A 22,056-nucleotide genomic window follows, 5' to 3' on the forward strand; every position below is an offset into this window, starting at 1 on the left:
GAAAATCGTGGAAACCGCTTCAGACAAGCCTCCGCAAGGAAAATTAGTCACGACTGAAAGCATTGGCTGGGCGATAAAAAAAGTTCCAGGATTAATCCTAAATTTACTTAATGATACAAATTAGAGTGAATTTTTAGCCCGGAAAGTTGTCTCGTTGCGTGAGAGGATGCGCTTACCGGACGCATAATAAACCCCATAGCGTTACCTTCATTTGCCGCATCAACAAGTTCAGCATGCTCTTCTTCAGTCAAATCATCTGCCAACCAACCGATCACCACGCTGTAATTGCCCGTGCGTAAAGCGCGAACCATTGACTCCACGGTGTGGCAAGGGGAGAGCTGGCTAATCTGCATTACTTTCGTTAAGGGTAGCCCAGATGCCTGAACCCATTCGCGACTCAGTTTTTGTTGCGGTGTTAACCAGAGTTGCCAGCGCGATTGCTGACCGAGTTGCTGTAACAATGGCAACAGTAGAAGTTGCGTCATCATGGGCTGATCTTCGCGATAGACAACTTCACTGATAAGCCCGGCTGTAGTGTTTTCCGTAGAGACACGCGCAATTTTACTTTCTGCGGATGAGAACGACGAAGAACGATGTGCATAGCCTGAAGTGTACATAATCAATCCAGCCCTGTGAGTTACTGTATGAATATACAGTACATCCAGTGACGACAAAGATCAACTCTATTTTCGGAAAGAGCCTCGCAAATTTTGTCGTTGGTGACGGGAAAACATAAATTAATCTTGCCCCTTAAGAATAAGTTGCCTATTTTCGTAGTTAACGGATCCGTTAATGTGAATCATTCTTTTATGTTATGATTTTAAAAGGAATTTTATGAAAAGCCTCTCCTATAAGCGGATCTATAAATCACAAGAATACCTGGCAACGTTGGGCACAATTGAATACCGATCATTGTTTGGTAGTTACAGCCTAACCGTTGACGACACGGTGTTTGCGATGGTTTCTGATGGTGAGTTGTATCTTCGGGCTTGTGAGCAAAGTGCACCGTACTGTGTAAAACATCCGCCTGTCTGGCTGACATATAAAAAGTGTGGCCGATCCGTTACCCTCAATTACTATCGGGTTGATGAAAGTCTATGGCGAAATCAACTGAAGCTGGTGCGTCTGTCGAAATATTCTCTCGATGCAGCGCTGAAAGAGAAAAGCACGCGCAATATTCGGGAAAGACTGAAAGATTTGCCCAATATGTCTTTTCATCTGGAAGCGATTCTCGGGGAGGTGGGGATTAAGGATGTACGGGCGTTACGTATACTTGGGGCAAAAATGTGTTGGTTGCGACTGCGGCAGCAAAACAGTCTGGTGACAGAAAAGATTCTGTTTATGCTTGAAGGGGCCATTATCGGCATTCATGAAGCTGCGCTCCCGGTGGCACGCCGCCAGGAGCTTGCAGAATGGGCTGACTCTCTTACGCCGAAACAGGAGTTTCCTGCGGAACTTGAGTAATCTGGCGTTGCAGACGACCAATCTCTGGCAGTAATGCAATCAATAACCCAACTTGTTGTACGACCAGAGGTTCTTTGCTGTCTGCCCGTGGTTCAAGTTGCTGCATCCGCTGTTTCAGGCCAGCTAATGCCTGATTGACGCGTTCTTCATCAGCAGGTTGATGATGTAGCGCGTCATCAACATAGCAAACGGCGTCATCAAGAAACGCCAGAATTTCAGGATTAGTTAACTGCTCCCGGTGAGCACCGAGGGCTGAGATATAGCTGGTAAACGTATGGTTAAGGCACAGCAACCGAAACGCGGCTTCGCGAATTTGCGGGGTAACGTTCGGTTCGCTGGACATATTTGATACCACCGACGCCAGTTCAGCATCACGGTTGTGTGCATCGCGGCGGGCAATACGATACGCCAGACGGTTATCACGCCCCTGATGGTATTGTTCCAGTATGGCATCTAGATACCGGCAGTTGGCCTCTGTGGCGCGTTCGAGCATTCGCGGCAGATTGCGAAACTTCCAGTCAGGCCAGATGTAGCTCACTGCCGCCCACGCAATGGCACAACCAATCAGCGTATCGATTACGCGAGGTAACGCCACTTCAAAACCTTCACCCAGCAAGTTGAAACACAGTAGCACCAAAAGTGTGATGAACATCGTTGCATGGGCGTATTGCACGTTACGGAAGGCAAAAAAGAGCACGCCGGTAATAACCAGCAGCACCAGCTGCCCTTCCAGTGATGGCACAAACCACAGCACAGGAATACCAATTGCGATACCTACCAGCGTACCAATAATCCTTAACTTCAGCCGGTGGCGCGTGGCGTTATAGTTTGGCTGGCAGACAAACAAACTTGTCAGCAAGATCCAATACCCGTGATGCATTCCGGTTATCTGAATGATGGCGTAGCCGAAGCACAACACCAGCGACATTCTTACCGCATGACGGAAGAGGGCGGATTCCGGCGTGAAGTGACGGCTAAGACGCAGCCAGATATCACTCAATCCGTGCGGGCTGTCATCAGCGAGCTCATTTTCGTCATTATTATGGGGCAGTGCCTGGGCCTGTTCTGATTCAATTGTTGCCAGTTGGGCATCAATGGCACGTAAATTGTTCAGTAAAAATCCCAGTGTTTTGAGTAAATCAGCAGGAGCGCCGTTATCGCGCATCCGCTCCAGCGCAGCATCAATATGCGTAAAAGCGCGCTCAAAATGCGGATCATGTTGATAAGGCTGACGCAGCAAAATACAGCGTGACAGTTGCTGGCACGCCTGGCCCTGCATCGACATCAGCCGCTGAAAACGGAACAGCACGTCGCTGTGGCGAAAATGTTCACGCAATGTTTGATATTGAATATGAGAAGAGCTGGCACGCTCGTGAATATCCTGTGCGACAAAGTAATAATGCAGTGTGCGACGCGTTCCTCGTTGACCACGATCGCCACGTAAGCGGGTCAGCAGCGAGAGTTTCGTCTGATTCAATGTCGCCATCAGCTGACCGTTGGCGAGAGCCAAATCGTACAGCGGTGCCTGGCTTTCATCTTCAATATCAGGATCAAACATGCGCGACTTGAGCTCAAGATAACGCGCCAGTTGTTCATAGCAACGCGCCAGGTTGTCCTGCAGCGGGCGGACCGGGAACAGCAGATGACCAATAAGTGTCAGGACGTTGTACCAGACGGCACCGGCCAGAAGATACATCGGCTGCTGATACCAGTGCTCATACAGTGATGTTCCCAACATAGTGTAAATGGCGATCAGCAATGCACCGAAGGCAATTGTTGCATAGCGTTGACCCAGACCGCCGAGCAAAATGAAGCCGCTGGTAGAGAGCGTTAAGCCAATCGCAAATAGCCAGGGCCAGGGAAACAGCAATTCTACTGAGGCCGAGGCGATAAAAAAGCAGAACAGCGTAATGATGAGGTTACGCAAACGTCCCGCCAGTCGGTCATCGAGATCGGTCAGCGCCGCTGCCACCATCCCAAGCGTCAGCGGAATCGTCAGTTTTACATCACCCAGCCACCACGGAAACGCTGTGGTTCCACAAAGCGCAATAAAAATACGCGCGTAATACAGCCAGGCGCTGTTCCAGGTATAGCGTTTGAGCAAAGGACTTAGCATAAAGGCCATATTAGTGGATTATTGGAAACGACGACGAGCATTGGCTTCGCGCGCAGCTTGCGCTGTTTCTACCGATACCACGCGACGACCGACCGGCCATAGTGCAATAGCGGCAATTTTAAAGTTCGCAATACCGACAGGAATGCCAATGATGGAAATACATTGTGCGATGCCCGTTGCAATGTGCATCAGGCATAACCACCAGCCAAAGAAAATCAGCCAGAAAATATTCAATACCGTACCGCCAGTATTTAGCAGCACATTTTTGCCAGCCGGGTTCAGTTCATCGACATGAATAGCTTCATTGCCATAAGGCACCAGAGACAGTTTGGTGATCTCCCAGCAGGATCGTGTCAGTGGTAAGGTAAAAATCAGCACAATACTGACCAGAGTCGCCAACAGCCAGCCCAGAGTGGTGGCAAATCCGCCAAGCACAAAGTTCAGAATGTTCAAAACGGTACGCATAAAACCTCGCTTTACTGTGGTTTTCAGTAATGGGCGGCAATTGTAACGTTTTTTTGGGCTGGAGCACGTTTTCTCTGACGGTTACACTGATAAGAAATAATTTCGTGTGGATCTACAGAGTCATGGAACTGAAAGCGACAACGCTTGGAAAACGTCTGGCACAGCACCCTTACGATCGGGCGGTGATCCTCAATGCCGGGATTAAAGTCTCCGGCGATCGCCACGAATACCTTATTCCTTTCAATCAATTACTGGCGATTCACTGTAAGCGCGGTCTGGTATGGGGCGAACTGGAGTTTGTACTGCCGGACGAAAAAGTGGTGCGTCTGCACGGCACCGAATGGGGCGAGACGCAGCGTTTTTACCATCATCTTGATGCTCACTGGCGGCGGTGGAGTGGCGAGATGAGCGAAATTGCGTCTGGCGTTTTACGTCAGCAACTGGATTTGATTGCCACGCGCACCGGAGAAAATAAATGGCTGACGCGTGAGCAAACCTCTGGCGTGCAGCAACAAATCCGCCAGGCTTTGTCGGCGTTACCATTGCCGGTTAACCGACTGGAAGAATTCGATAACTGCCGTGAGGCGTGGCGTAAATGTCAGGCCTGGTTGAAAGACATTGAAGGCGCTCGGTTGCAGCATAATCAGGCGTATACCGAAGCCATGCTTATCGAGTATGCGGATTTTTTCCGCCAGGTCGAGTCTTCACCGCTGAATCCGGCGCAGGCCCGGGCAGTCGTTAATGGCGAGCATTCTTTGTTAGTGCTGGCTGGTGCAGGAAGCGGAAAAACGTCGGTGCTGGTGGCCCGTGCAGGCTGGTTGCTGGCGCGTGGTGAAGCGTCCCCTGAGCAAATTTTATTGCTGGCGTTTGGTCGCAAAGCCGCTGAAGAGATGCACGAGCGTATTCGAGAACGACTACATACCGAAGACATTACCGCACGCACGTTTCATGCGCTGGCGCTGCATATTATTCAGCAGGGCAGCAAAAAAGTTCCGATAGTCAGCAAACTGGAAAATGATACCGCTGCCCGTCATGAACTTTTTATTGCTGAGTGGCGCAAGCAATGCAGCGAAAAGAAAGCGCAGGCGAAGGGCTGGCGGCAATGGCTGACGGAAGAAATGCAGTGGTCAGTGCCAGAAGGTAATTTCTGGGATGATGAAAAATTACAGCGTCGTCTTGCCTCTCGCCTCGATCGCTGGGTAAGTCTGATGCGGATGCACGGTGGTGCACAGGCAGAAATGATTGCCAGTGCACCCGAAGAGATTCGCGATCTGTTCAGTAAACGTATCAAGTTGATGGCCCCGTTATTAAAAGCCTGGAAAGGTGCGCTGAAGGCAGAAAACGCTGTCGATTTTTCGGGCCTTATTCACCAGGCGATTGTGATTCTGGAGAAAGGTCGCTTTATCAGCCCGTGGAAGCATATTCTGGTTGATGAATTTCAGGATATCTCGCCGCAGCGTGCAGCGTTGTTAGCGGCATTACGCAAGCAAAATAGTCAAACGACGTTGTTCGCTGTTGGTGATGACTGGCAGGCGATTTACCGATTCAGCGGTGCGCAAATGTCGCTTACCACGGCTTTCCATGAAAACTTTGGTGAAGGTGATCGCTGTGATTTAGACACGACCTACCGTTTTAACAGTCGTATCGGTGAGGTGGCAAACAGGTTTATTCAGCAGAACCCAGGCCAGCTTAAAAAGCCGCTAAACAGCTTAACCAATGGAGACAAAAAAGCCGTCACGTTATTGGATGAGGGTCAACTTGACGCTTTGCTGGATAAACTCTCTGGTTATGCCAAACCGGAAGAGCGCATTCTGATCCTGGCGCGTTACCATCACATGAGGCCTGCCAGCCTGGAAAAAGCAGCAACACGCTGGCCGAAGTTGCAAATCGACTTTATGACCATTCATGCCAGCAAAGGGCAACAGGCGGATTACGTCATCATCGTTGGCTTGCAGGAGGGGAGTGATGGTTTTCCGGCTGCGGCGCGGGAGTCGATTATGGAAGAGGCGCTACTGCCACCGGTTGAGGATTTCCCGGACGCTGAAGAACGGCGGTTAATGTACGTGGCGCTGACCCGGGCACGTCATCGGGTATGGGCACTGTTTAACAAAGAGAATCCCTCTCCCTTTGTGGATATACTGAAAAATCTGGATGTGCCGGTGGCGAGAAAACCGTAAGAAACAGGTGGCGTTTGCCACCTGTGCAATATTACTTCAGACGGTCTGCGAGATAACGCTGATAATCGGGGATCAGAATATCGACCGCGTCGTTAAAATGCGGTGACTGGATAATGAAGTCTGCCGTTGCCACGTTGGTGGCGACCGGAATGTTCCATACCGTTGCCAGACGCAGCAAGGCTTTCACGTCAGGATCGTGCGGCACGGCATTTAGTGGGTCCCAGAAGAAAATCAATACATCAATTTTCCCTTCTGAGATCAATGCGCCAACCTGCTGGTCACCCCCCATTGGGCCACTCAACATCGCGTTGACGTTCATGCCGGTCGCGCGGGAAATTAAGTTACCGGTAGTGCCTGTTGCATACAGTACGTGTTGTTCCAGTAACGGTTGATGCCGTTCCACCCAGCTCATCAGCATTTGTTTGCAGTGATCGTGTGCCACCAGCGCAATATGTTTCCGCGAAGGTAAAGTGCGAGTCGTCAGTTCCATAATGTACATCCGTAGTTAACTTTCCTACAGATTACTGTAAGTACTTATCGCTGCAAGATAAAGACTGAAAAAGCCTGCGCACAGGCACAAAAATCTCAGGAGGATGGTTGTTTTTCCGCCCATTGCAGGAAAGTATTTCGCGTTTGTGGGTCAGCCAGTTTAAACCAATACTTCAGCCGTTGTTCTGTGAGCACCTGAGACTGCGGCGGAATAGCATCCAGCTCGGAAACACCCGAAAGCAGCGTACTGTCATCTGCCATCATCGTGGCAAATTGCGGTAGTGAAGCGCGTTTCGCGGATTTGTTATAGCGTTCAACCTCGACCTCATAATCAATCGTTTTTGCAGTTGAGGTAATGGCGAGAATATCCAGCTTTACCGGAATCGGCGTCGCATCGCCATCCAACAATTCAAGGTGCGGCGCGGCATCAAAATGGTTAGCTTCCCGCTCATTCTCCAGGCGAGGCAGGCGAAAATTGACCTGGTTGATGAGCTGGGTATTAAAACTAACCACCAGTGGAGGGGAGATATAGAGCCGTTCTTCACTATTGGAAAGATGAATCGTCTTCTCAACGCGAAACACTAACTGATGCGGTCCATTGTCCAGTTCAATGCTGTCCGCACCGCGCAGCAGAGAGCTGGAAACCTTCTTACCGTCGAGTACCAGAAGATCGACATCGGTAGAAAGCCGCAGCGTGGTGGCAAAAACGGATACCGGCAAACATAATGCAATCAAGGTGGTCACGATGCCGGTTTTCATAGGTAGCTCCTGTCAAAAGACCGCCCGAATAATAATGTGTCAAAATTTTTCTTTAATCATACTTACTAACATATAGACATATTTCCCGCTTTTGCTCTCATTCATTCGTATTAGCTGCATGGTTGGCATGTCGGCTTTGTCGTACACTTTGTTAAACAGTCTGGAGGAAATAATGAAAGAAACCGATATTGCAGGCATTTTAACGTCCACTCACACCATTGCGCTGGTGGGGGCAAGCGACAAACCCGATCGTCCCAGCTATCGCGTGATGAAATATCTACTCGACCAGGGGTATCACGTCATTCCGGTTTCGCCAAAAGTTGCTGGCAAAACACTGCTGGGCCAGCAGGGGTATGGCACGCTGGCAGAAGTTCCGGAAAAAGTCGATATGGTCGATGTTTTCCGGAATTCAGAAGCGGCGTGGGGCGTAGCGCAGGAAGCGATCGCCATCGGCGCGAAAACCCTCTGGATGCAACTGGGGGTGATTAATGAGCAAGCGGCAGTACTGGCTCGGGATGCCGGATTAAATGTAGTGATGGATCGCTGCCCGGCTATTGAGATCCCTCGCCTGGGCCTGGCCAAATAAAAAATCCCCGGAAGGCAAAAACCTTCCGGGGATTTGTTCAGGGATTAGTTACGCAGACGCGGGGCCTGGAGTTGTTTGCGGATGGTCTGCGCCAGCTCATCCATGGATGGCTGTTCAGGATGTTCATCCTGCAATTCGCTACTTAGCTGGGCTTCAGCCAGGTAGGTATGAACCGGTAGGCCGTTATCGTCCTCCATCACCACGTGATACCACGGAGCGGCGCGAAGCTCGTCATTCACCGCCAGCTCATCAGGCGACGGTTCAGAGAGCGAATAAACCGGGTCGATATCCACGACCACTCCGAGATAACCTAACAGGGAATGGCGGACCTGCTGGCCGATACCGAATTTGCTGGCAATCATAGTCACCTCCCGGGAAATCTTTACCTTTGATATAAGGGTAAAATTCCACATTTCAAGTTACATGACGCGACAGGCAAACCCTTTCAGATATAGCCCTTCCGGGTAGGTAGCGATCACCGGATGATCGGCTGCCTGACGGAACTGCTCTATAAATTGTACATCACGACCGGCATCAATTGCGGCATCCGCGATGATTTTCTGAAATAAATCGCTGGTCATCAGACCGGAACAGGAGAAAGTCAGGAGAATACCGCCTTCATTCAGCAACTGAATCGCCAGCATGTTGATGTCTTTATAACCACGACACGCGCCCATCAACTGGCTTTTATTCTCAACAAACTTCGGCGGGTCCATCACGATAACATCAAATTTTTCACCGCGATCGCGATAAGTACGCAGCAATTTAAAGACATCATCACGGACAAACTCTGCCTTGCTCAGATCCAGTTTGTTCAGCTCAACGTTCTGCCGTGCAATATCCAGCGCTTCCTGGGAGGTATCAACGCTGACAACCTGGCTGCAACCGCCCATCAATGCCGATACGGCGAAACCACCGGTATAGGAGAAACAGTTAAGTACGCGTTTATTTTCGACGTAGCGGCGGGTAGCCAGGCGGCTGTCACGCTGGTCCAGGTAGTAGCCCGTTTTGTGTCCGTGCTGAATATCCACCAGCAGTTTCATGCCGTGTTCTTCAATCGGCAGCAGGGCAGGCGGCAACTCGCCGGTGATGGGGCCCTGAGTCAGCTCCATCCCTTCTTTTTTACGTACCGCGACGTCGCTGCGATCGTAAATAGCACATTCCGGGTACAGCGTTTGCAGGGCGCTAATTAATGCCGCGCGCTGATACTCTGCGCCAGCACTCAGCAGTTGCAGCACCAGAAAATTACCGAAACGATCGATAGTAATACCCGGCAGGCCATCAGATTCTCCGGCGATTAAACGATAGCTGTCGAGGCCATCTTTTTGCGCCAGCCAGTCACGCCATTTTTGTGCTTGCTGCAAACGGCGGGTAAAAAAAGCAATGTCGATAGACTCTGACGGGTCAAACGTCCAGACGCGCGCCCGGATTTGCGAAGCTGGCGAATAAGCGCCGCGTGCTAACCATTTTCCCTGATGATCAACAATATCGATGGTTTCACCGAGGCTGGCTTTACCTTCCATGCGGGCAACGGCCCCGGAAAAGACCCACGGATGGCGACGAAGTAATGATTTTTCGCGCCCTTTGGCTAACACTAAACGTACACTCATAATTTACTTTTCTGTCGATGCAAAGAAATGGGCGTCATTGTCCGGAGTTTTCCATGGATTTGCAACGCGTCCATTAAGGATAAGGAGAGCAGCAATGTCGAAAGTCTGCATAATTGCCTGGGTTTACGGGCGAGTTCAGGGCGTAGGATTCCGCTACACCACGCAGTACGAAGCGAAAAAACTGGGACTAACCGGGTACGCCAAAAATCTTGACGATGGCAGCGTGGAAGTGGTTGCCTGCGGTGACGAAGGGCAGGTGGAAAAATTAATGCAGTGGTTAAAAAGTGGCGGCCCGCGTTCAGCGCGTGTGGAACGGGTGCTTAGCGAGCCGCATCATCCCTCCGGGGAGTTAACGGATTTTCGTATCCGTTAAATGCATTTTACCGGTTTAGGCAGGCCAGCAATTTTGGTGGCTTGCTTTGCCGGACCTTTCGGGAACAGTCGGTACAGATAGCGGCTATTGCCTTTCTCTTCGCCAAATTTATTCGCCATCGCTTTTACCAGCATACGAATCGCTGGAGAAGTATTGAATTCCAGATAGAAATCACGCACAAAACGCACCACTTCCCAGTGTTCTGGCGACAGCGCAATCCCTTCGTTCTCTGCAATCACCACCGCCAGTGGCTCACTCCACTGGCTGCTTTCTTTGAGATAGCCTTCGGTATCCGTTTCTATCTCTTTACCTTCGAAGATCAGCATAATTCTTTACTACCTTAATCAGACTGGCGGCAGTGTAACAAAAAACAAAGCCCCGCATAAAGCGAGGCTATGAAAGTGTTAGCGGGTGAGATTAATCGCGGCTGGCGAAGCCCAGAATGCTCAGCAGGCTGACGAAGATGTTGTACAGCGAAACATACAGGCTAACCGTGGCACGAATATAGTTCGTTTCACCGCCATGAATGATGTTGCTGGTTTCAAACAAAATAGCGCCAGAGGAGATCAGAATGAAGACCGCGCTGATCGCCAGATGCAGGGCAGGCAGCTGCAGGAAGATATTAGCAACCATACCAATCAGCACCACCACAATACCCGCCATCAGCATACCGCCAAGGAACGACATATCTTTGCGGGTGGTCAGCACATACGCAGAGCAGCAGAAGAACACCAACGCCGTTCCGCCCAGTGCCATAGCGATTACGTCACCCATTCCAGCAGACAGGTAGGTGTTCAGAATTGGTCCGAGGATATATCCCAGAAAACCGGTAAAGGCGAATGTGGAGATAATCCCGGTCGGCTTATTCGCCGTTTTGTAGGTCAGGAACATCAAACCATACATACCCACCAGCGTCAGAATCAGACCCGGAGATGGCAGCATCAGCACCGTACTGGCAGTTGCGGTAATCGCCGAAAAGGCCAGCGTCAGGCTCAGCAGAAAATAGGTATTACGCAGCACCTTATGGGTGCTAAGCAGCGATGTACGGTCATGTGAAGAACTAACTATACGATCCATTGAGTCACTCTCTATGACAGATGTAATTAATTAAGCAGCATAATGATAATGTGGGAAGGTACACAGAAGTTTTACCCATCTTTACGCATTTGATCTGGAACAGGTTTAACAGCGGATTATCAGGTCATTAAGCAAATATAACGCCCTGAGAATTTCGACAGGCAAAAGAAAAAGGGGTTAGCATTTAGCTAACCCCTTATCTTATTTGGCGGAAGCGCAGAGATTCGAACTCTGGAACCCTTTCGGGTCGCCGGTTTTCAAGACCGGTGCCTTCAACCGCTCGGCCACACTTCCGGAATGACGCGCACTATAAACATCCCGATGCGGCGTGTAAACCCCTAATTTGTTTGTTTGCCTGAAAAACAGCCAAAAGTGCATTGATAGCGTGAAATAACAGCAGATTGATCATTTCATCACCATGAATTCCTTCTCTTTTACTCGTTTAGCAACCGGCTAAACATCCCCACTGCCCGGCAAAAAGAAAAATAGGTCCATTTTTATCGCTAAAAGATAAATCCACACAGTTTGTATTGTTTTGTGCAAAAGTTTCACTACGCTTTATTAACAATACTTTCTGGCGACGTGCGCCAGTGCAGAAGGATGAGCTTTCGTTTTCAGCATCTCACGTGAAGCGATGGTTTGCCTTGCTACAGGGACGTCGCTTGCCGACCATGTGCGCCCGGTGTCCTGCCGGTGTCGCAAGGAGAAGAGACGTGCGATATGAATAACGAGGAAACATTTTACCAGGCCATGCGGCGTCAGGGCGTTACCCGGCGCAGCTTTCTCAAATATTGTAGTCTGGCTGCCACGTCGCTGGGATTAGGCGCGGGAATGGCACCAAAGATTGCCTGGGCGCTGGAGAATAAACCGCGCATTCCGGTGGTGTGGATCCACGGTCTTGAATGCACCTGCTGTACCGAATCTTTTATCCGCTCCGCTCACCCACTGGCGAAGGACGTCATCCTTTCCCTGATTTCCCTCGATTACGACGATACTTTGATGGCTGCCGCCGGAACCCAGGCGGAAGAAGTCTTTGAAGACATCATCGCGCAATACAATGGCAAATATATCCTCGCCGTTGAAGGTAATCCGCCGCTGGGCGAGCAGGGGATGTTCTGTATCAGCAGCGGACGACCGTTTATTGAGAAACTCAAGCGTGCCGCCGCTGGAGCCAGTGCGATTATCGCCTGGGGAACCTGCGCGTCCTGGGGCTGCGTGCAGGCCGCGCGACCTAATCCGACGCAGGCAACGCCTATCGACAAAGTCATCACCGACAAACCCATTATCAAAGTACCTGGCTGCCCGCCGATCCCGGATGTGATGAGCGCCATCATTACTTACATGGTGACGTTTGATCGTCTGCCGGATGTCGACAGAATGGGCCGTCCACTGATGTTTTATGGTCAGCGTATCCACGATAAATGCTATCGCCGTGCTCACTTCGACGCCGGAGAGTTCGTCCAGAGTTGGGATGATGACGCTGCCCGCAAAGGTTACTGCCTGTACAAAATGGGCTGCAAAGGGCCTACCACCTATAACGCCTGTTCCTCCACACGCTGGAACGATGGCGTTTCCTTCCCGATCCAGTCAGGTCACGGCTGCCTGGGTTGTGCGGAAAATGGTTTCTGGGATCGCGGTTCGTTCTACAGCCGCGTGGTCGATATTCCACAAATGGGTACCCATTCCACCGCCGACACCGTCGGTTTAACCGCGCTTGGCGTGGTGGCAGCGGCTGTTGGTGTGCACGCAGCCGCCAGCGCCGTTGACCAGCGCAGACGTCATAACCAGCAACCTACAGAAACCGAACATCAGCCAGGCAATGAGGATAAACAGGCATGAGCACTCAGTACGAAACTCAGGGATACACCATCAACAATGCCGGACGCCGCCTGGTGGTCGACCCGATTACGCGCATTGAAGGCCACATGCGCTGCGAAGTGAATATTAACGATCAGAATGTGATCACCAATGCCGTCTCCTGCGGCACCATGTTTCGCGGGCTGGAGATCATCCTGCAAGGGCGTGACCCGCGCGATGCGTGGGCGTTCGTTGAACGTATCTGCGGCGTCTGTACTGGCGTACACGCCTTGGCTTCGGTTTACGCCATCGAAGATGCCATCGGTATTAAAGTGCCGGACAACGCCAATATCATCCGCAACATTATGCTGGCAACGCTCTGGTGCCACGATCATCTGGTGCACTTCTATCAGCTTGCCGGGATGGACTGGATCGATGTGTTAGATGCGCTGAAAGCCGACCCGCGGAAAACCTCCGAACTGGCGCAAAGCCTCTCCTCATGGCCGAAATCATCCCCTGGCTATTTCTTCGACGTACAAAACCGCCTGAAGAAATTCGTTGAAGGCGGGCAGTTGGGGATCTTCCGCAATGGCTACTGGGGGCACCCGCAGTACAAACTGCCGCCAGAAGCCAACCTGATGGGCTTTGCCCACTATCTCGAAGCTCTCGATTTCCAGCGTGAAATTGTCAAAATCCACGCGGTCTTTGGTGGTAAAAACCCGCATCCAAACTGGATTGTCGGCGGGATGCCTTGCGCCATTAACATTGACGAAAGCGGCGCAGTCGGGGCGGTCAATATGGAACGCCTGAACCTGGTGCAGTCGATCATTACCCGTACGGCGGATTTCATTAACAACGTGATGATCCCCGACGCCTTAGCCATCGGCCAGTTCAACAAACCGTGGAGCGAAATCGGCACGGGTCTTTCTGATAAATGTGTCCTCAGCTACGGCGCATTCCCGGATATTGCCAACGACTTTGGCGAGAAAAGTCTGCTGATGCCTGGCGGCGCGGTGATTAACGGCGACTTCAACAATGTGCTGCCAGTGGATTTGGTTGATCCGCAGCAGGTGCAGGAGTTTGTCGACCACGCCTGGTATCGTTATCCCAACGATCAGGTGGGGCGTCATCCGTTCGATGGCATTACCGACCCGTGGTACAACCCCGGCGATGTCAAAGGCAGCGATACCAACATTCAGCAGCTGAATGAACAGGAACGCTACTCGTGGATCAAAGCGCCACGCTGGCGCGGTAACGCGATGGAAGTGGGGCCGCTGGCACGCACGTTAATCGCTTATCACAAAGGCGATGCTGCGACCGTTGAGTCGGTCGATCGTATGATGTCGGCGTTGAAACTGCCGCTTTCCGGCATCCAGTCAACGTTGGGCCGCATTTTGTGTCGCGCGCACGAAGCGCAGTGGGCCGCAGGTAAGTTGCAGTATTTCTTCGATAAACTGATGACCAACCTGAAAAACGGCAATCTTGCCACCGCTTCCACGGAAAAATGGGAACCAGCAACCTGGCCGACAGAGTGCCGTGGTGTCGGTTTTACCGAAGCGCCGCGCGGGGCGTTAGGCCACTGGGCTGCCATTCGCGATGGCAAGATTGATCTCTACCAGTGCGTGGTGCCGACCACCTGGAACGCCAGCCCGCGCGATCCCAAAGGGCAGATTGGCGCTTATGAAGCGGCGCTGATGAACACCAAAATGGCGATCCCCGAGCAACCGCTGGAGATCCTGCGTACTCTGCACAGCTTTGACCCGTGCCTCGCCTGTTCAACACACGTGCTGGGCGACGACGGTAGCGAGCTTATCTCCGTGCAGGTGCGTTAACAGCGAAGGAGAATCATCATGCAACAGAAAAGCGACAACGTTGTCAGTCACTATGTCTTTGAAGCACCCGTGCGGATATGGCACTGGCTGACAGTGTTATGCATGGCGGTGTTGATGGTCACCGGTTACTTTATCGGCAAGCCGCTACCTTCCGTCAGCGGCGAGGCGACGTATCTGTTCTATATGGGCTACATCAGGTTAATTCACTTCAGCGCCGGGATGATTTTTACCGTGGTCTTGCTGATGCGGATCTACTGGGCTTTTGTTGGCAATCGTTACTCCCGCGAGCTGTTTATCGTGCCGGTATGGCGTAAAAGCTGGTGGCAGGGCGTGTGGTATGAAATCCGCTGGTATCTGTTTCTGGCAAAACGTCCGAGTGCCGATATAGGCCATAACCCCATCGCCCAGGCGGCGATGTTCGGCTATTTCCTGATGTCAGTTTTTATGATCATCACCGGCTTTGCGCTGTACAGCGAACACAGCCAGTACGCTATTTTTGCGCCGTTCCGTTATGTGGTGGAATTTTTCTACTGGACGGGTGGCAACTCAATGGACATTCACAGCTGGCATCGGCTGGGGATGTGGCTGATTGGCGCGTTTGTGATCGGTCATGTCTACATGGCGCTGCGTGAAGACATCATGTCCGACGACACGGTGATCTCCACTATGGTCAACGGCTACCGTAGCCACAAATTTGGCAAAATAAGTAACAAGGAGCGTTCATGAGCGAGCAACGCGTGGTGGTAATGGGGCTGGGCAACCTGCTGTGGGCCGATGAAGGCTTCGGCGTGCGGGTGGCGGAACGGCTGTATGCCCATTACCACTGGCCCGAGGATGTGGAGATTGTCGATGGCGGCACCCAAGGACTGAACTTGCTGGGGTATGTCGAAAGCGCCGGTCATCTGTTGATTCTCGATGCCATTGATTACGGGCTGGAACCCGGAACGCTACGAACGTATGCCGGAGAACGCATTCCGGCTTATCTCAGCGCGAAGAAAATGAGCCTGCACCAGAACAGTTTCTCCGAAGTGCTGGCGCTGGCAGATATCCGCGGACATCTGCCAGCACATATTGCCCTCGTCGGTCTGCAACCCGCGATGCTCGACGACTACGGCGGCAGCCTGAGCGAACTGGCGCGGGAGCAACTGCCCGCTGCGGAACAGGCGGCGCTGGCGCAGCTGGCTGCGTGGGGAATTGTGCCGCAACCGGCTAATGAATCGCGCTGTCTCAATTATGACTGTCTGTCGATGGAAAATTACGAAGGCGTTCGCTTGCGTCAGTACAGGATGAGGCTGGAGGAACAGGGATGAGCAACGACACACCATTTGATGCGTTGTGGCAACGAATGTTGGCGCGTGGCTGGACGCCGGTCAGTGAATGCCGTCTTGACGACTGGCTTACGCAAGCGCCAGACGGCGTGGTGTTATTAAGCAGTGACCCGAAACGCACGCCAGAAGTCAGCGATAACCCGGTAATGATTGGCGAATTACTGCGCGAATTTCCCGACTATACATGGCAGGTAGCGATTGCTGATCTTGAGCAGAGCGAAGCCATCGGCGATCGCTTTGGCGTCTTTCGCTTTCCCGCCACATTAGTGTTTACCGGCGGAAACTATCGCGGCGTGCTGAATGGTATTCACCCGTGGGCGGAACTGATAAACCTGATGCGCGGGCTTGTCGAACCGCAACAGGAGCGTGCTTCATGAGCGAAACTTTTTTCCATCTGCTGGGGCCAGGAACGCAACCGAACGATGACAGTTTCAGCATGAATCCACTGCCGATCACCTGTCGGGTGAATGGTGAACCGAGTATGGCGGCCCTGGAGCAATGTGCTCACAGCCCGCAGGTGATTGCGCTGTTAAACGAGTTACAACATCAACTAAGCGAACGCCAGCCGCCGCTGGGTGAGGTACTGGCAGTCGATCTGTTAAATCTCAACGCCGACGATCGTCACTTTATCAATACGCTTCTCGGGGAAGGGGAAGTGTCAGTGCGCATTCAGCAGGCTAACGACAGTGAAAGTGAAATTCAGGAGGCGATCTTCTGCGGATTATGGCGGGTGCGCAGACGTCACGGCGAACAGTTGCTGGAAGACAAACTGGAGGCTGGCTGCGCACCGCTGGCGTTGTGGCAGGCGGCAACGCAAAACGTCTTGCCGACAGATTCGCTGTTACCGCCGCCCATTGATGGCCTGATGAATGGCCTACCGTTGGCCCATGAATTACTGGCACATGTACGTAACCCCGACGCGCAGCCGCACAGCATTAATCTGACTCAATTACCCATCAGCGAAGCTGACCGGCTTTTTCTCTCACGTCTCTGTGGGCCGGGAAATATTCAGATTCGTACCATTGGCTATGGCGAGAGCTATATCAACGCCACGGGGTTACGCCATGTCTGGCATTTACGCTGTACGGACACCTTAAAAGGCCCGTTACTGGAAAGTTATGAAATCTGCCCAATACCGGAAGTGGTGCTGGCAGCGCCAGAAGATTTGGTCGACTCTGCGCAGCGGCTTAGCGAGGTATGCCAGTGGCTGGCGGAGGGGGCACCGACGTAAAAAGACGGTAAGTATCGCTTTCAGGCTTATGAATATCGCAATCGGCGAATACCTCTGGTCGTAGAGTTTCAGGATAAAGAGGGAGATCTACCATTATCGGGTTATTTTTCTCTCTTCGCCTACAGGAGTGCGCATGTGGGATGTCATTGATTTATCGCGCTGGCAGTTTGCACTGACCGCGCTGTATCACTTTTTATTTGTACCCCTTACCCTGGGGCTGATTTTTTTGCTGGCTATCATGGAAACCATTTACGTGGTCACCGGCAAAACAATCTACCGCGATATGACGCGCTTCTGGGGTAAGCTCTTCGGTATCAATTTTGCTCTTGGCGTGGCTACCGGCCTGACGATGGAGTTTCAGTTTGGTACTAACTGGTCATTTTATTCCAACTATGTGGGCGATATTTTTGGCGCACCGCTGGCGATGGAAGCATTAATGGCCTTCTTCCTCGAATCCACCTTTGTCGGGCTGTTCTTCTTCGGCTGGCAACGGCTGAATAAATACCAGCACCTGCTGGTGACGTGGCTGGTGGCGTTCGGTTCAAATCTCTCTGCGTTGTGGATATTGAATGCCAACGGTTGGATGCAATACCCGACCGGTGCGCATTTTGATATCGACACCCTGCGTATGGAGATGACCAGTTTCAGCGAGCTGGTCTTTAACCCGGTCAGCCAGGTGAAATTTGTGCACACCGTAATGGCGGGATACGTGACCGGGGCTATGTTTATTATGGCGATCAGCGCCTGGTATTTACTGCGCGGACGGGAGCGCGATGTCGCATTACGCTCGTTTGCCATCGGTTCCGTCTTCGGTACTCTGGCGATTATCGGTACGCTGCAACTCGGAGACAGTTCTGCGTATGAAGTCGCGCAAGTACAACCGGTAAAACTGGCGGCGATGGAAGGGGAGTGGCAAACGGAACCTGCACCTGCACCGTTCCATGTGGTTGCCTGGCCGGAACAGGATCAAGAGCGTAACGCCTTTGCCATCAAAATTCCCGCGCTGCTAGGAATCCTCGCCACTCATTCATTAGATAAACCCGTGCCGGGTCTGAAGAATTTGATGGCTGAAACCTACCCACGCTTGCAACGCGGACGTATGGCGTGGCTGTTAATGCAGGAAATATCGCAAGGCAATCGTGAGCCGCATGTGTTGCAGGCATTCCGGGAGCTGGAAGGCGACCTGGGTTACGGCATGTTGCTCTCCCGCTATGCGCCGGATATGAATCATGTCACAGCCGCACAGTACCAGGCGGCGATGCGTGGCGCGATACCTCAGGTTGCGCCGGTATTCTGGAGTTTCCGCATCATGGTGGGCTGTGGTTCCCTGCTGCTACTGGTGATGCTGATTGCGCTTGTCCAGACGCTGCGTGGCAAAATCGACCAGCATCGCTGGGTGCTGAAAATGGCGCTCTGGAGTTTGCCGCTGCCGTGGATTGCGATTGAAGCCGGATGGTTTATGACCGAGTTTGGTCGTCAGCCGTGGGCGATACAAGACATCTTACCGACATACTCCGCGCACTCCGCCTTAACCACAGGACAACTGGCTTTCTCACTGATCATGATCGTAGGGCTTTACACCCTGTTCTTAATCGCCGAAGTCTACCTGATGCAGAAATATGCCCGTCTGGGGCCGAGCGCGATGCAGAGTGAACAACCGACGCAGCAACAGGGGTAAAGGAGAAAATCATGTTTGATTATGAAACATTGCGCTTCATCTGGTGGCTGCTTATTGGCGTGATCCTGGTGGTCTTTATGATCTCCGACGGATTTGACATGGGGATCGGCTGTCTGCTGCCGCTGGTGGCGCGTAATGATGATGAACGTCGGATAGTGATAAACAGCGTTGGCGCGCACTGGGAAGGTAATCAGGTCTGGTTGATCCTCGCAGGTGGGGCATTATTTGCCGCCTGGCCCAGAGTGTATGCAGCGGCGTTTTCCGGCTTTTATGTGGCGATGATTCTGGTGCTGTGCTCGCTGTTCTTCCGCCCGCTGGCCTTTGATTATCGCGGAAAAATCGCCGATGCACGCTGGCGTAAAATGTGGGATGCCGGACTGGTCATCGGCAGTCTGGTGCCGCCGGTAGTCTTCGGTATTGCATTCGGCAACTTGCTGCTCGGTGTGCCGTTTGCCTTCACACCGCAATTACGCGTGGAATATCTCGGCAGCTTCTGGCAACTGCTGACGCCATTCCCTTTATTGTGTGGATTGCTCAGTCTTGGGATGGTGATTTTGCAAGGTGGCGTCTGGTTACAACTGAAAACTGTTGGTGTGATTCATCTGCGTTCACAGCTGGCGACCAAACGCGCCGCACTACTGGTGATGCTGTGCTTTTTGCTGGCGGGTTACTGGCTGTGGGTTGGTATTGATGGCTTTGTACTGCTCGCCCAGGATGCTAACGGTCCTTCCAATCCGTTAATGAAACTGGTGGCAGTGCTACCTGGTGCCTGGATGAATAATTTCGTCGAATCGCCCGTTTTGTGGATCTTCCCGCTGCTGGGGTTCTTCTGCCCATTGCTGACGGTGATGGCGATTTATCGTGGTCGCCCGGGTTGGGGATTTTTGATGGCGTCATTGATGCAATTTGGCGTGATTTTCACGGCAGGCATCACGCTGTTCCCCTTTGTCATGCCGTCAAGCGTGAGTCCGATCTCCAGCCTGACGTTGTGGGACAGCACTTCCAGTCAGCTGACGCTGAGCATTATGTTGGTAATCGTGCTGATATTTTTGCCCATTGTGTTGCTCTACACTCTCTGGAGCTACTACAAAATGTGGGGGCGCATGACGACAGAAACTCTCCGCCGTAACGAAAACGAGCTGTACTAAGGAGCAGGAACAATGTGGTATTTACTTTGGTTCGTCGGCATTTTGTTGATGTGTTCGCTCTCCACCCTTGTGTTGGTATGGCTGGACCCGCGATTGAAAAGTTAACGAAGGTAAGCCCGATGAGGCGCATTAGCGTCGCATCAGGCAATCAATAATGTCGGATATGAAAAGCGGAAACATATCGATGAAAGCGATCTTGATCCCATTCTTATCTCTTCTGATTCCGTTAACACCGAAATCTGCATTCGCTCAGAGTGAGCCGGAGCTGAAGCTGGAAAGCGTGGTGATTGTCAGTCGTCACGGTGTGCGTGCACCAACCAAGGCCACGCAACTGATGCAGGATGTCACCCCAGACGCATGGCCAACCTGGCCGGTAAAACTGGGTTGGCTGACACCGCGCGGTGGTGAGTTAATCGCTTATCTCGGACATTACCAACGCCAGCGTCTGGTGGCCGACGGATTGCTGGCAAAAGAGGGCTGCCCGCAGCCAGGTCAGGTCGCGGTTATTGCTGATGTCGACGAACGTACCCGTAAAACAGGCGAAGCCTTCGCCGCCGGGCTGGCACCTGACTGTGCAATAACCGTACATACCCAGGCAGATACGTCCAGTCCCGATCCGTTATTTAATCCTCTAAAAACTGGCGTTTGCCAACTGGATAACGCGAACGTGACTGACGCGATCCTCAGCAGGGCAGGAGGGTCAATTGCTGACTTTACCGGGCATCGGCAAACGGCGTTTCGCGAACTGGAACGGGTGCTTAATTTCCCGCAATCAAACTTGTGCCTTAACCGTAAGAAACAGGACGAAAGCTGTTCATTAACGCAGGCATTACCATCGGAACTCAAGGTGAGCGCCGACAATGTCTCATTAACCGGTGCGGTAAGCCTCGCATCAATGCTGACGGAGATATTTCTCCTGCAACAAGCACAGGGAATGCCGGAGCCGGGGTGGGGAAGGATCACCGATTCACACCAGTGGAACACCTTGCTAAGTCTACATAACGCGCAGTTTTATTTGCTGCAACGCACACCAGAGGTTGCCCGCAGTCGCGCCACCCCGTTATTGGATTTGATCATGACAGCGTTGGCGCCCCATCCACCGCAAAAACAGGTGTATGGTGTGACATTACCCACTTCAGTGCTGTTTATCGCCGGACACGATACTAATCTGGCAAATCTCGGCGGCGCACTGGAGCTCAACTGGACGCTTCCAGGTCAGCCGGATAACACGCCGCCAGGTGGTGAACTAGTGTTTGAACGCTGGCGTCGGCTCAGCGATAACAGCCAGTGGATTCAGGTTTCGCTGGTCTTCCAGACTTTACAGCAGATGCGTAATAAAACGCCGCTGTCATTAAATAAGCCGCCCGGAGAGGTGAAACTGACCCTGGCAGGATGTGAAGAGCGAAATGCGCAGGGCATGTGTTCGTTGGCCGGTTTTACGCAAATCGTGAATGAAGCACGCATACCAGCGTGCGCTCTCCATCAAGACAAATAAACATTTGCCGCTGTTGGTCCACGCAGGCCATTTACGCGGCAAAATTCCACGCGTAATCCTGGTATAAGCACTTCTGCGTCGCGGGGAGTGAATGCGGAAATATGGACCTGGACTTCTTTACGACCGTCGGAGGGGATAATGAATCCTTTGCCGCTTTTGCGATCAAAGGTTTTGACAATTCCTGTCATTTTACGGGACAAACAAATTCCTTACTGAAAATACTGCGCTGCACTATACGGGGTTAATAAAATAAAGCCAGCGATATTTAAGACCGCCGGACGGCTAAAATAAAATTTGCTTAATCTCAATTATCATGCGTTAATAGCTGCGTCGGTTTGAAAGACAGCATACAAAGTAGTTTACTAAAGCAGTTCTCATTATCAGGCATTATCCCCTTCTTTTGAGTCTCTCTCCTGAACACTAAGTAGTTT

At 51.9% G+C, this 22,056-nt stretch carries 24 protein-coding genes and 1 tRNA gene; 14 read left to right on the top strand and 11 right to left on the bottom strand.

Annotation, left to right across the window (positions count from 1 at the left end; translation table 11 throughout):
* Positions 1–107: 107 nt before the first annotated feature.
* Positions 108–617, bottom strand: a complete 510-nt coding sequence (sulA, locus tag ACJHYO_RS19745; protein ID WP_021523910.1) for an SOS-induced cell division inhibitor SulA — start codon at positions 615–617, stop codon at positions 108–110.
* Between the two features lie 217 nt (positions 618–834).
* Between sulA and sxy the strand changes: the two genes are divergently transcribed.
* The gene (gene sxy / locus ACJHYO_RS19750; RefSeq protein ID WP_000839136.1) at positions 835–1,464 is read left to right on the top strand and encodes a CRP-S regulon transcriptional coactivator Sxy; all 630 of its coding nucleotides are present in this window, start codon (positions 835–837) and stop codon (positions 1,462–1,464) included.
* On the opposite strand, the gene yccS is transcribed toward sxy, so the two are convergent.
* Positions 1,427–3,589, bottom strand: coding sequence for a YccS family putative transporter (yccS, locus tag ACJHYO_RS19755; RefSeq protein WP_000875041.1), 2,163 nt, complete (start codon positions 3,587–3,589; stop codon positions 1,427–1,429). The two genes, sxy and yccS, sit on opposite strands and share 38 nt — an antisense overlap.
* 9 nt (positions 3,590–3,598) lie before the next feature.
* The gene (locus tag ACJHYO_RS19760; RefSeq protein ID WP_001261236.1) at positions 3,599–4,045 is read right to left on the bottom strand and encodes a YccF domain-containing protein; all 447 of its coding nucleotides are present in this window, start codon (positions 4,043–4,045) and stop codon (positions 3,599–3,601) included.
* A gap of 122 nt (positions 4,046–4,167) precedes the next feature.
* Between ACJHYO_RS19760 and helD the strand changes: the two genes are divergently transcribed.
* The gene (helD, locus tag ACJHYO_RS19765) at positions 4,168–6,222 is read left to right on the top strand and encodes a DNA helicase IV (protein WP_001580558.1); all 2,055 of its coding nucleotides are present in this window, start codon (positions 4,168–4,170) and stop codon (positions 6,220–6,222) included.
* Between the two features lie 31 nt (positions 6,223–6,253).
* On the opposite strand, the gene mgsA is transcribed toward helD, so the two are convergent.
* Both mgsA and ACJHYO_RS19775 read right to left on the bottom strand, forming a co-directional pair.
* On the bottom strand, positions 6,254–6,712 hold the full coding sequence (mgsA, locus tag ACJHYO_RS19770) for a methylglyoxal synthase (RefSeq protein WP_001295939.1): 459 nt from the start codon (positions 6,710–6,712) through the stop codon (positions 6,254–6,256).
* Between the two features lie 95 nt (positions 6,713–6,807).
* Entirely contained in the window at positions 6,808–7,470 is a 663-nt protein-coding gene (locus tag ACJHYO_RS19775; RefSeq protein ID WP_000847785.1) for a DUF2057 family protein, read from the bottom strand.
* Positions 7,471–7,642: 172 nt separating this feature from the next.
* Here ACJHYO_RS19775 and ACJHYO_RS19780 point away from each other — a divergent pair, with 172 nt between their 5' ends.
* A complete protein-coding gene (locus ACJHYO_RS19780; RefSeq protein WP_000665218.1) occupies positions 7,643–8,056 on the top strand; it encodes a CoA-binding protein in 414 nt (137 codons plus the stop codon).
* Between the two features lie 44 nt (positions 8,057–8,100).
* Here the strand turns inward: ACJHYO_RS19780 and hspQ are convergent, their stop codons facing one another.
* Together hspQ and rlmI are read right to left on the bottom strand one after the other, a co-directional pair.
* Positions 8,101–8,418 (bottom strand): heat shock protein HspQ, encoded by a 318-nt coding sequence (gene hspQ / locus ACJHYO_RS19785; protein WP_001295356.1) that lies wholly within the window; start codon positions 8,416–8,418, stop codon positions 8,101–8,103.
* Between the two features lie 57 nt (positions 8,419–8,475).
* A complete protein-coding gene (rlmI, locus tag ACJHYO_RS19790; RefSeq protein WP_000116317.1) occupies positions 8,476–9,666 on the bottom strand; it encodes a 23S rRNA (cytosine(1962)-C(5))-methyltransferase RlmI in 1,191 nt (396 codons plus the stop codon).
* 94 nt (positions 9,667–9,760) lie between these two features.
* Here rlmI and yccX point away from each other — a divergent pair, with 94 nt between their 5' ends.
* Positions 9,761–10,039: an acylphosphatase gene (yccX, locus tag ACJHYO_RS19795; RefSeq protein WP_000048231.1), complete on the top strand. Its 279-nt coding sequence runs from the start codon at positions 9,761–9,763 to the stop codon at positions 10,037–10,039.
* Here the strand turns inward: yccX and tusE are convergent.
* The 3 genes from tusE to ACJHYO_RS19810 all read right to left on the bottom strand — a co-directional run bounded on the left by tusE (position 10,036) and on the right by ACJHYO_RS19810 (position 11,410).
* Complete coding sequence (gene tusE, locus ACJHYO_RS19800; RefSeq protein ID WP_000904439.1) at positions 10,036–10,365, bottom strand: sulfurtransferase TusE; 330 nt, start codon at positions 10,363–10,365, stop codon at positions 10,036–10,038. The genes yccX and tusE overlap by 4 nt on opposite strands.
* 91 nt (positions 10,366–10,456) lie before the next feature.
* Positions 10,457–11,116 (bottom strand): FtsH protease modulator YccA, encoded by a 660-nt coding sequence (yccA, locus tag ACJHYO_RS19805; RefSeq protein WP_085455268.1) that lies wholly within the window; start codon positions 11,114–11,116, stop codon positions 10,457–10,459.
* A gap of 206 nt (positions 11,117–11,322) precedes the next feature.
* Positions 11,323–11,410: transfer RNA gene (locus ACJHYO_RS19810), tRNA-Ser, on the bottom strand.
* A 426-nt stretch (positions 11,411–11,836) separates the two neighbouring features.
* On the opposite strand from ACJHYO_RS19810, the gene hyaA reads away from it, so the two are divergent.
* The 10 genes from hyaA (at position 11,837) to appA (ending at position 21,625) form a co-directional block, all read left to right on the top strand.
* Entirely contained in the window at positions 11,837–12,955 is a 1,119-nt protein-coding gene (gene hyaA, locus ACJHYO_RS19815) for a hydrogenase 1 small subunit (RefSeq protein ID WP_001331914.1), read from the top strand.
* The gene (gene hyaB / locus ACJHYO_RS19820; protein ID WP_000107378.1) at positions 12,952–14,745 is read left to right on the top strand and encodes a Ni/Fe-hydrogenase large subunit; all 1,794 of its coding nucleotides are present in this window, start codon (positions 12,952–12,954) and stop codon (positions 14,743–14,745) included. The genes hyaA and hyaB overlap by 4 nt, the downstream gene beginning before the upstream one ends.
* Positions 14,746–14,763: 18 nt before the next feature.
* Positions 14,764–15,471, top strand: a complete 708-nt coding sequence (hyaC, locus tag ACJHYO_RS19825; protein ID WP_001186413.1) for a Ni/Fe-hydrogenase b-type cytochrome subunit — start codon at positions 14,764–14,766, stop codon at positions 15,469–15,471.
* Positions 15,468–16,055: a hydrogenase 1 maturation protease gene (gene hyaD / locus ACJHYO_RS19830; RefSeq protein WP_000003636.1), complete on the top strand. Its 588-nt coding sequence runs from the start codon at positions 15,468–15,470 to the stop codon at positions 16,053–16,055. Before hyaC ends, hyaD begins: the two co-directional genes overlap by 4 nt.
* Positions 16,052–16,450: a hydrogenase-1 operon protein HyaE gene (gene hyaE / locus ACJHYO_RS19835; RefSeq protein ID WP_000063964.1), complete on the top strand. Its 399-nt coding sequence runs from the start codon at positions 16,052–16,054 to the stop codon at positions 16,448–16,450. Before hyaD ends, hyaE begins: the two co-directional genes overlap by 4 nt.
* Positions 16,447–17,304 (top strand): hydrogenase expression/formation protein, encoded by an 858-nt coding sequence (locus ACJHYO_RS19840; protein WP_000004936.1) that lies wholly within the window; start codon positions 16,447–16,449, stop codon positions 17,302–17,304. Before hyaE ends, ACJHYO_RS19840 begins: the two co-directional genes overlap by 4 nt.
* Before the next feature lie 133 nt (positions 17,305–17,437).
* On the top strand, positions 17,438–18,982 hold the full coding sequence (gene appC / locus ACJHYO_RS19845; protein ID WP_000263563.1) for a cytochrome bd-II oxidase subunit 1: 1,545 nt from the start codon (positions 17,438–17,440) through the stop codon (positions 18,980–18,982).
* 11 nt (positions 18,983–18,993) lie between these two features.
* Positions 18,994–20,130, top strand: coding sequence for a cytochrome d ubiquinol oxidase subunit II (gene appB / locus ACJHYO_RS19850; RefSeq protein ID WP_000460803.1), 1,137 nt, complete (start codon positions 18,994–18,996; stop codon positions 20,128–20,130).
* Positions 20,131–20,142: 12 nt separating this feature from the next.
* Positions 20,143–20,235, top strand: coding sequence for a cytochrome bd-II oxidase subunit CbdX (gene cbdX / locus ACJHYO_RS19855; protein ID WP_000270305.1), 93 nt, complete (start codon positions 20,143–20,145; stop codon positions 20,233–20,235).
* 79 nt (positions 20,236–20,314) lie between these two features.
* On the top strand, positions 20,315–21,625 hold the full coding sequence (appA, locus tag ACJHYO_RS19860) for a bifunctional acid phosphatase/4-phytase (protein ID WP_085455482.1): 1,311 nt from the start codon (positions 20,315–20,317) through the stop codon (positions 21,623–21,625).
* Here appA and cspH read toward each other — a convergent pair.
* On the bottom strand, positions 21,613–21,825 hold the full coding sequence (cspH, locus tag ACJHYO_RS19865) for a cold shock-like protein CspH (protein ID WP_000087763.1): 213 nt from the start codon (positions 21,823–21,825) through the stop codon (positions 21,613–21,615). The genes appA and cspH overlap by 13 nt on opposite strands.
* Positions 21,826–22,056: the final 231 nt, after the last annotated feature.

Source organism: Escherichia sp. WS1118, from assembly GCF_046487695.1.
In the GTDB taxonomy this organism is placed as follows: domain Bacteria; phylum Pseudomonadota; class Gammaproteobacteria; order Enterobacterales; family Enterobacteriaceae; genus Escherichia; species Escherichia coli.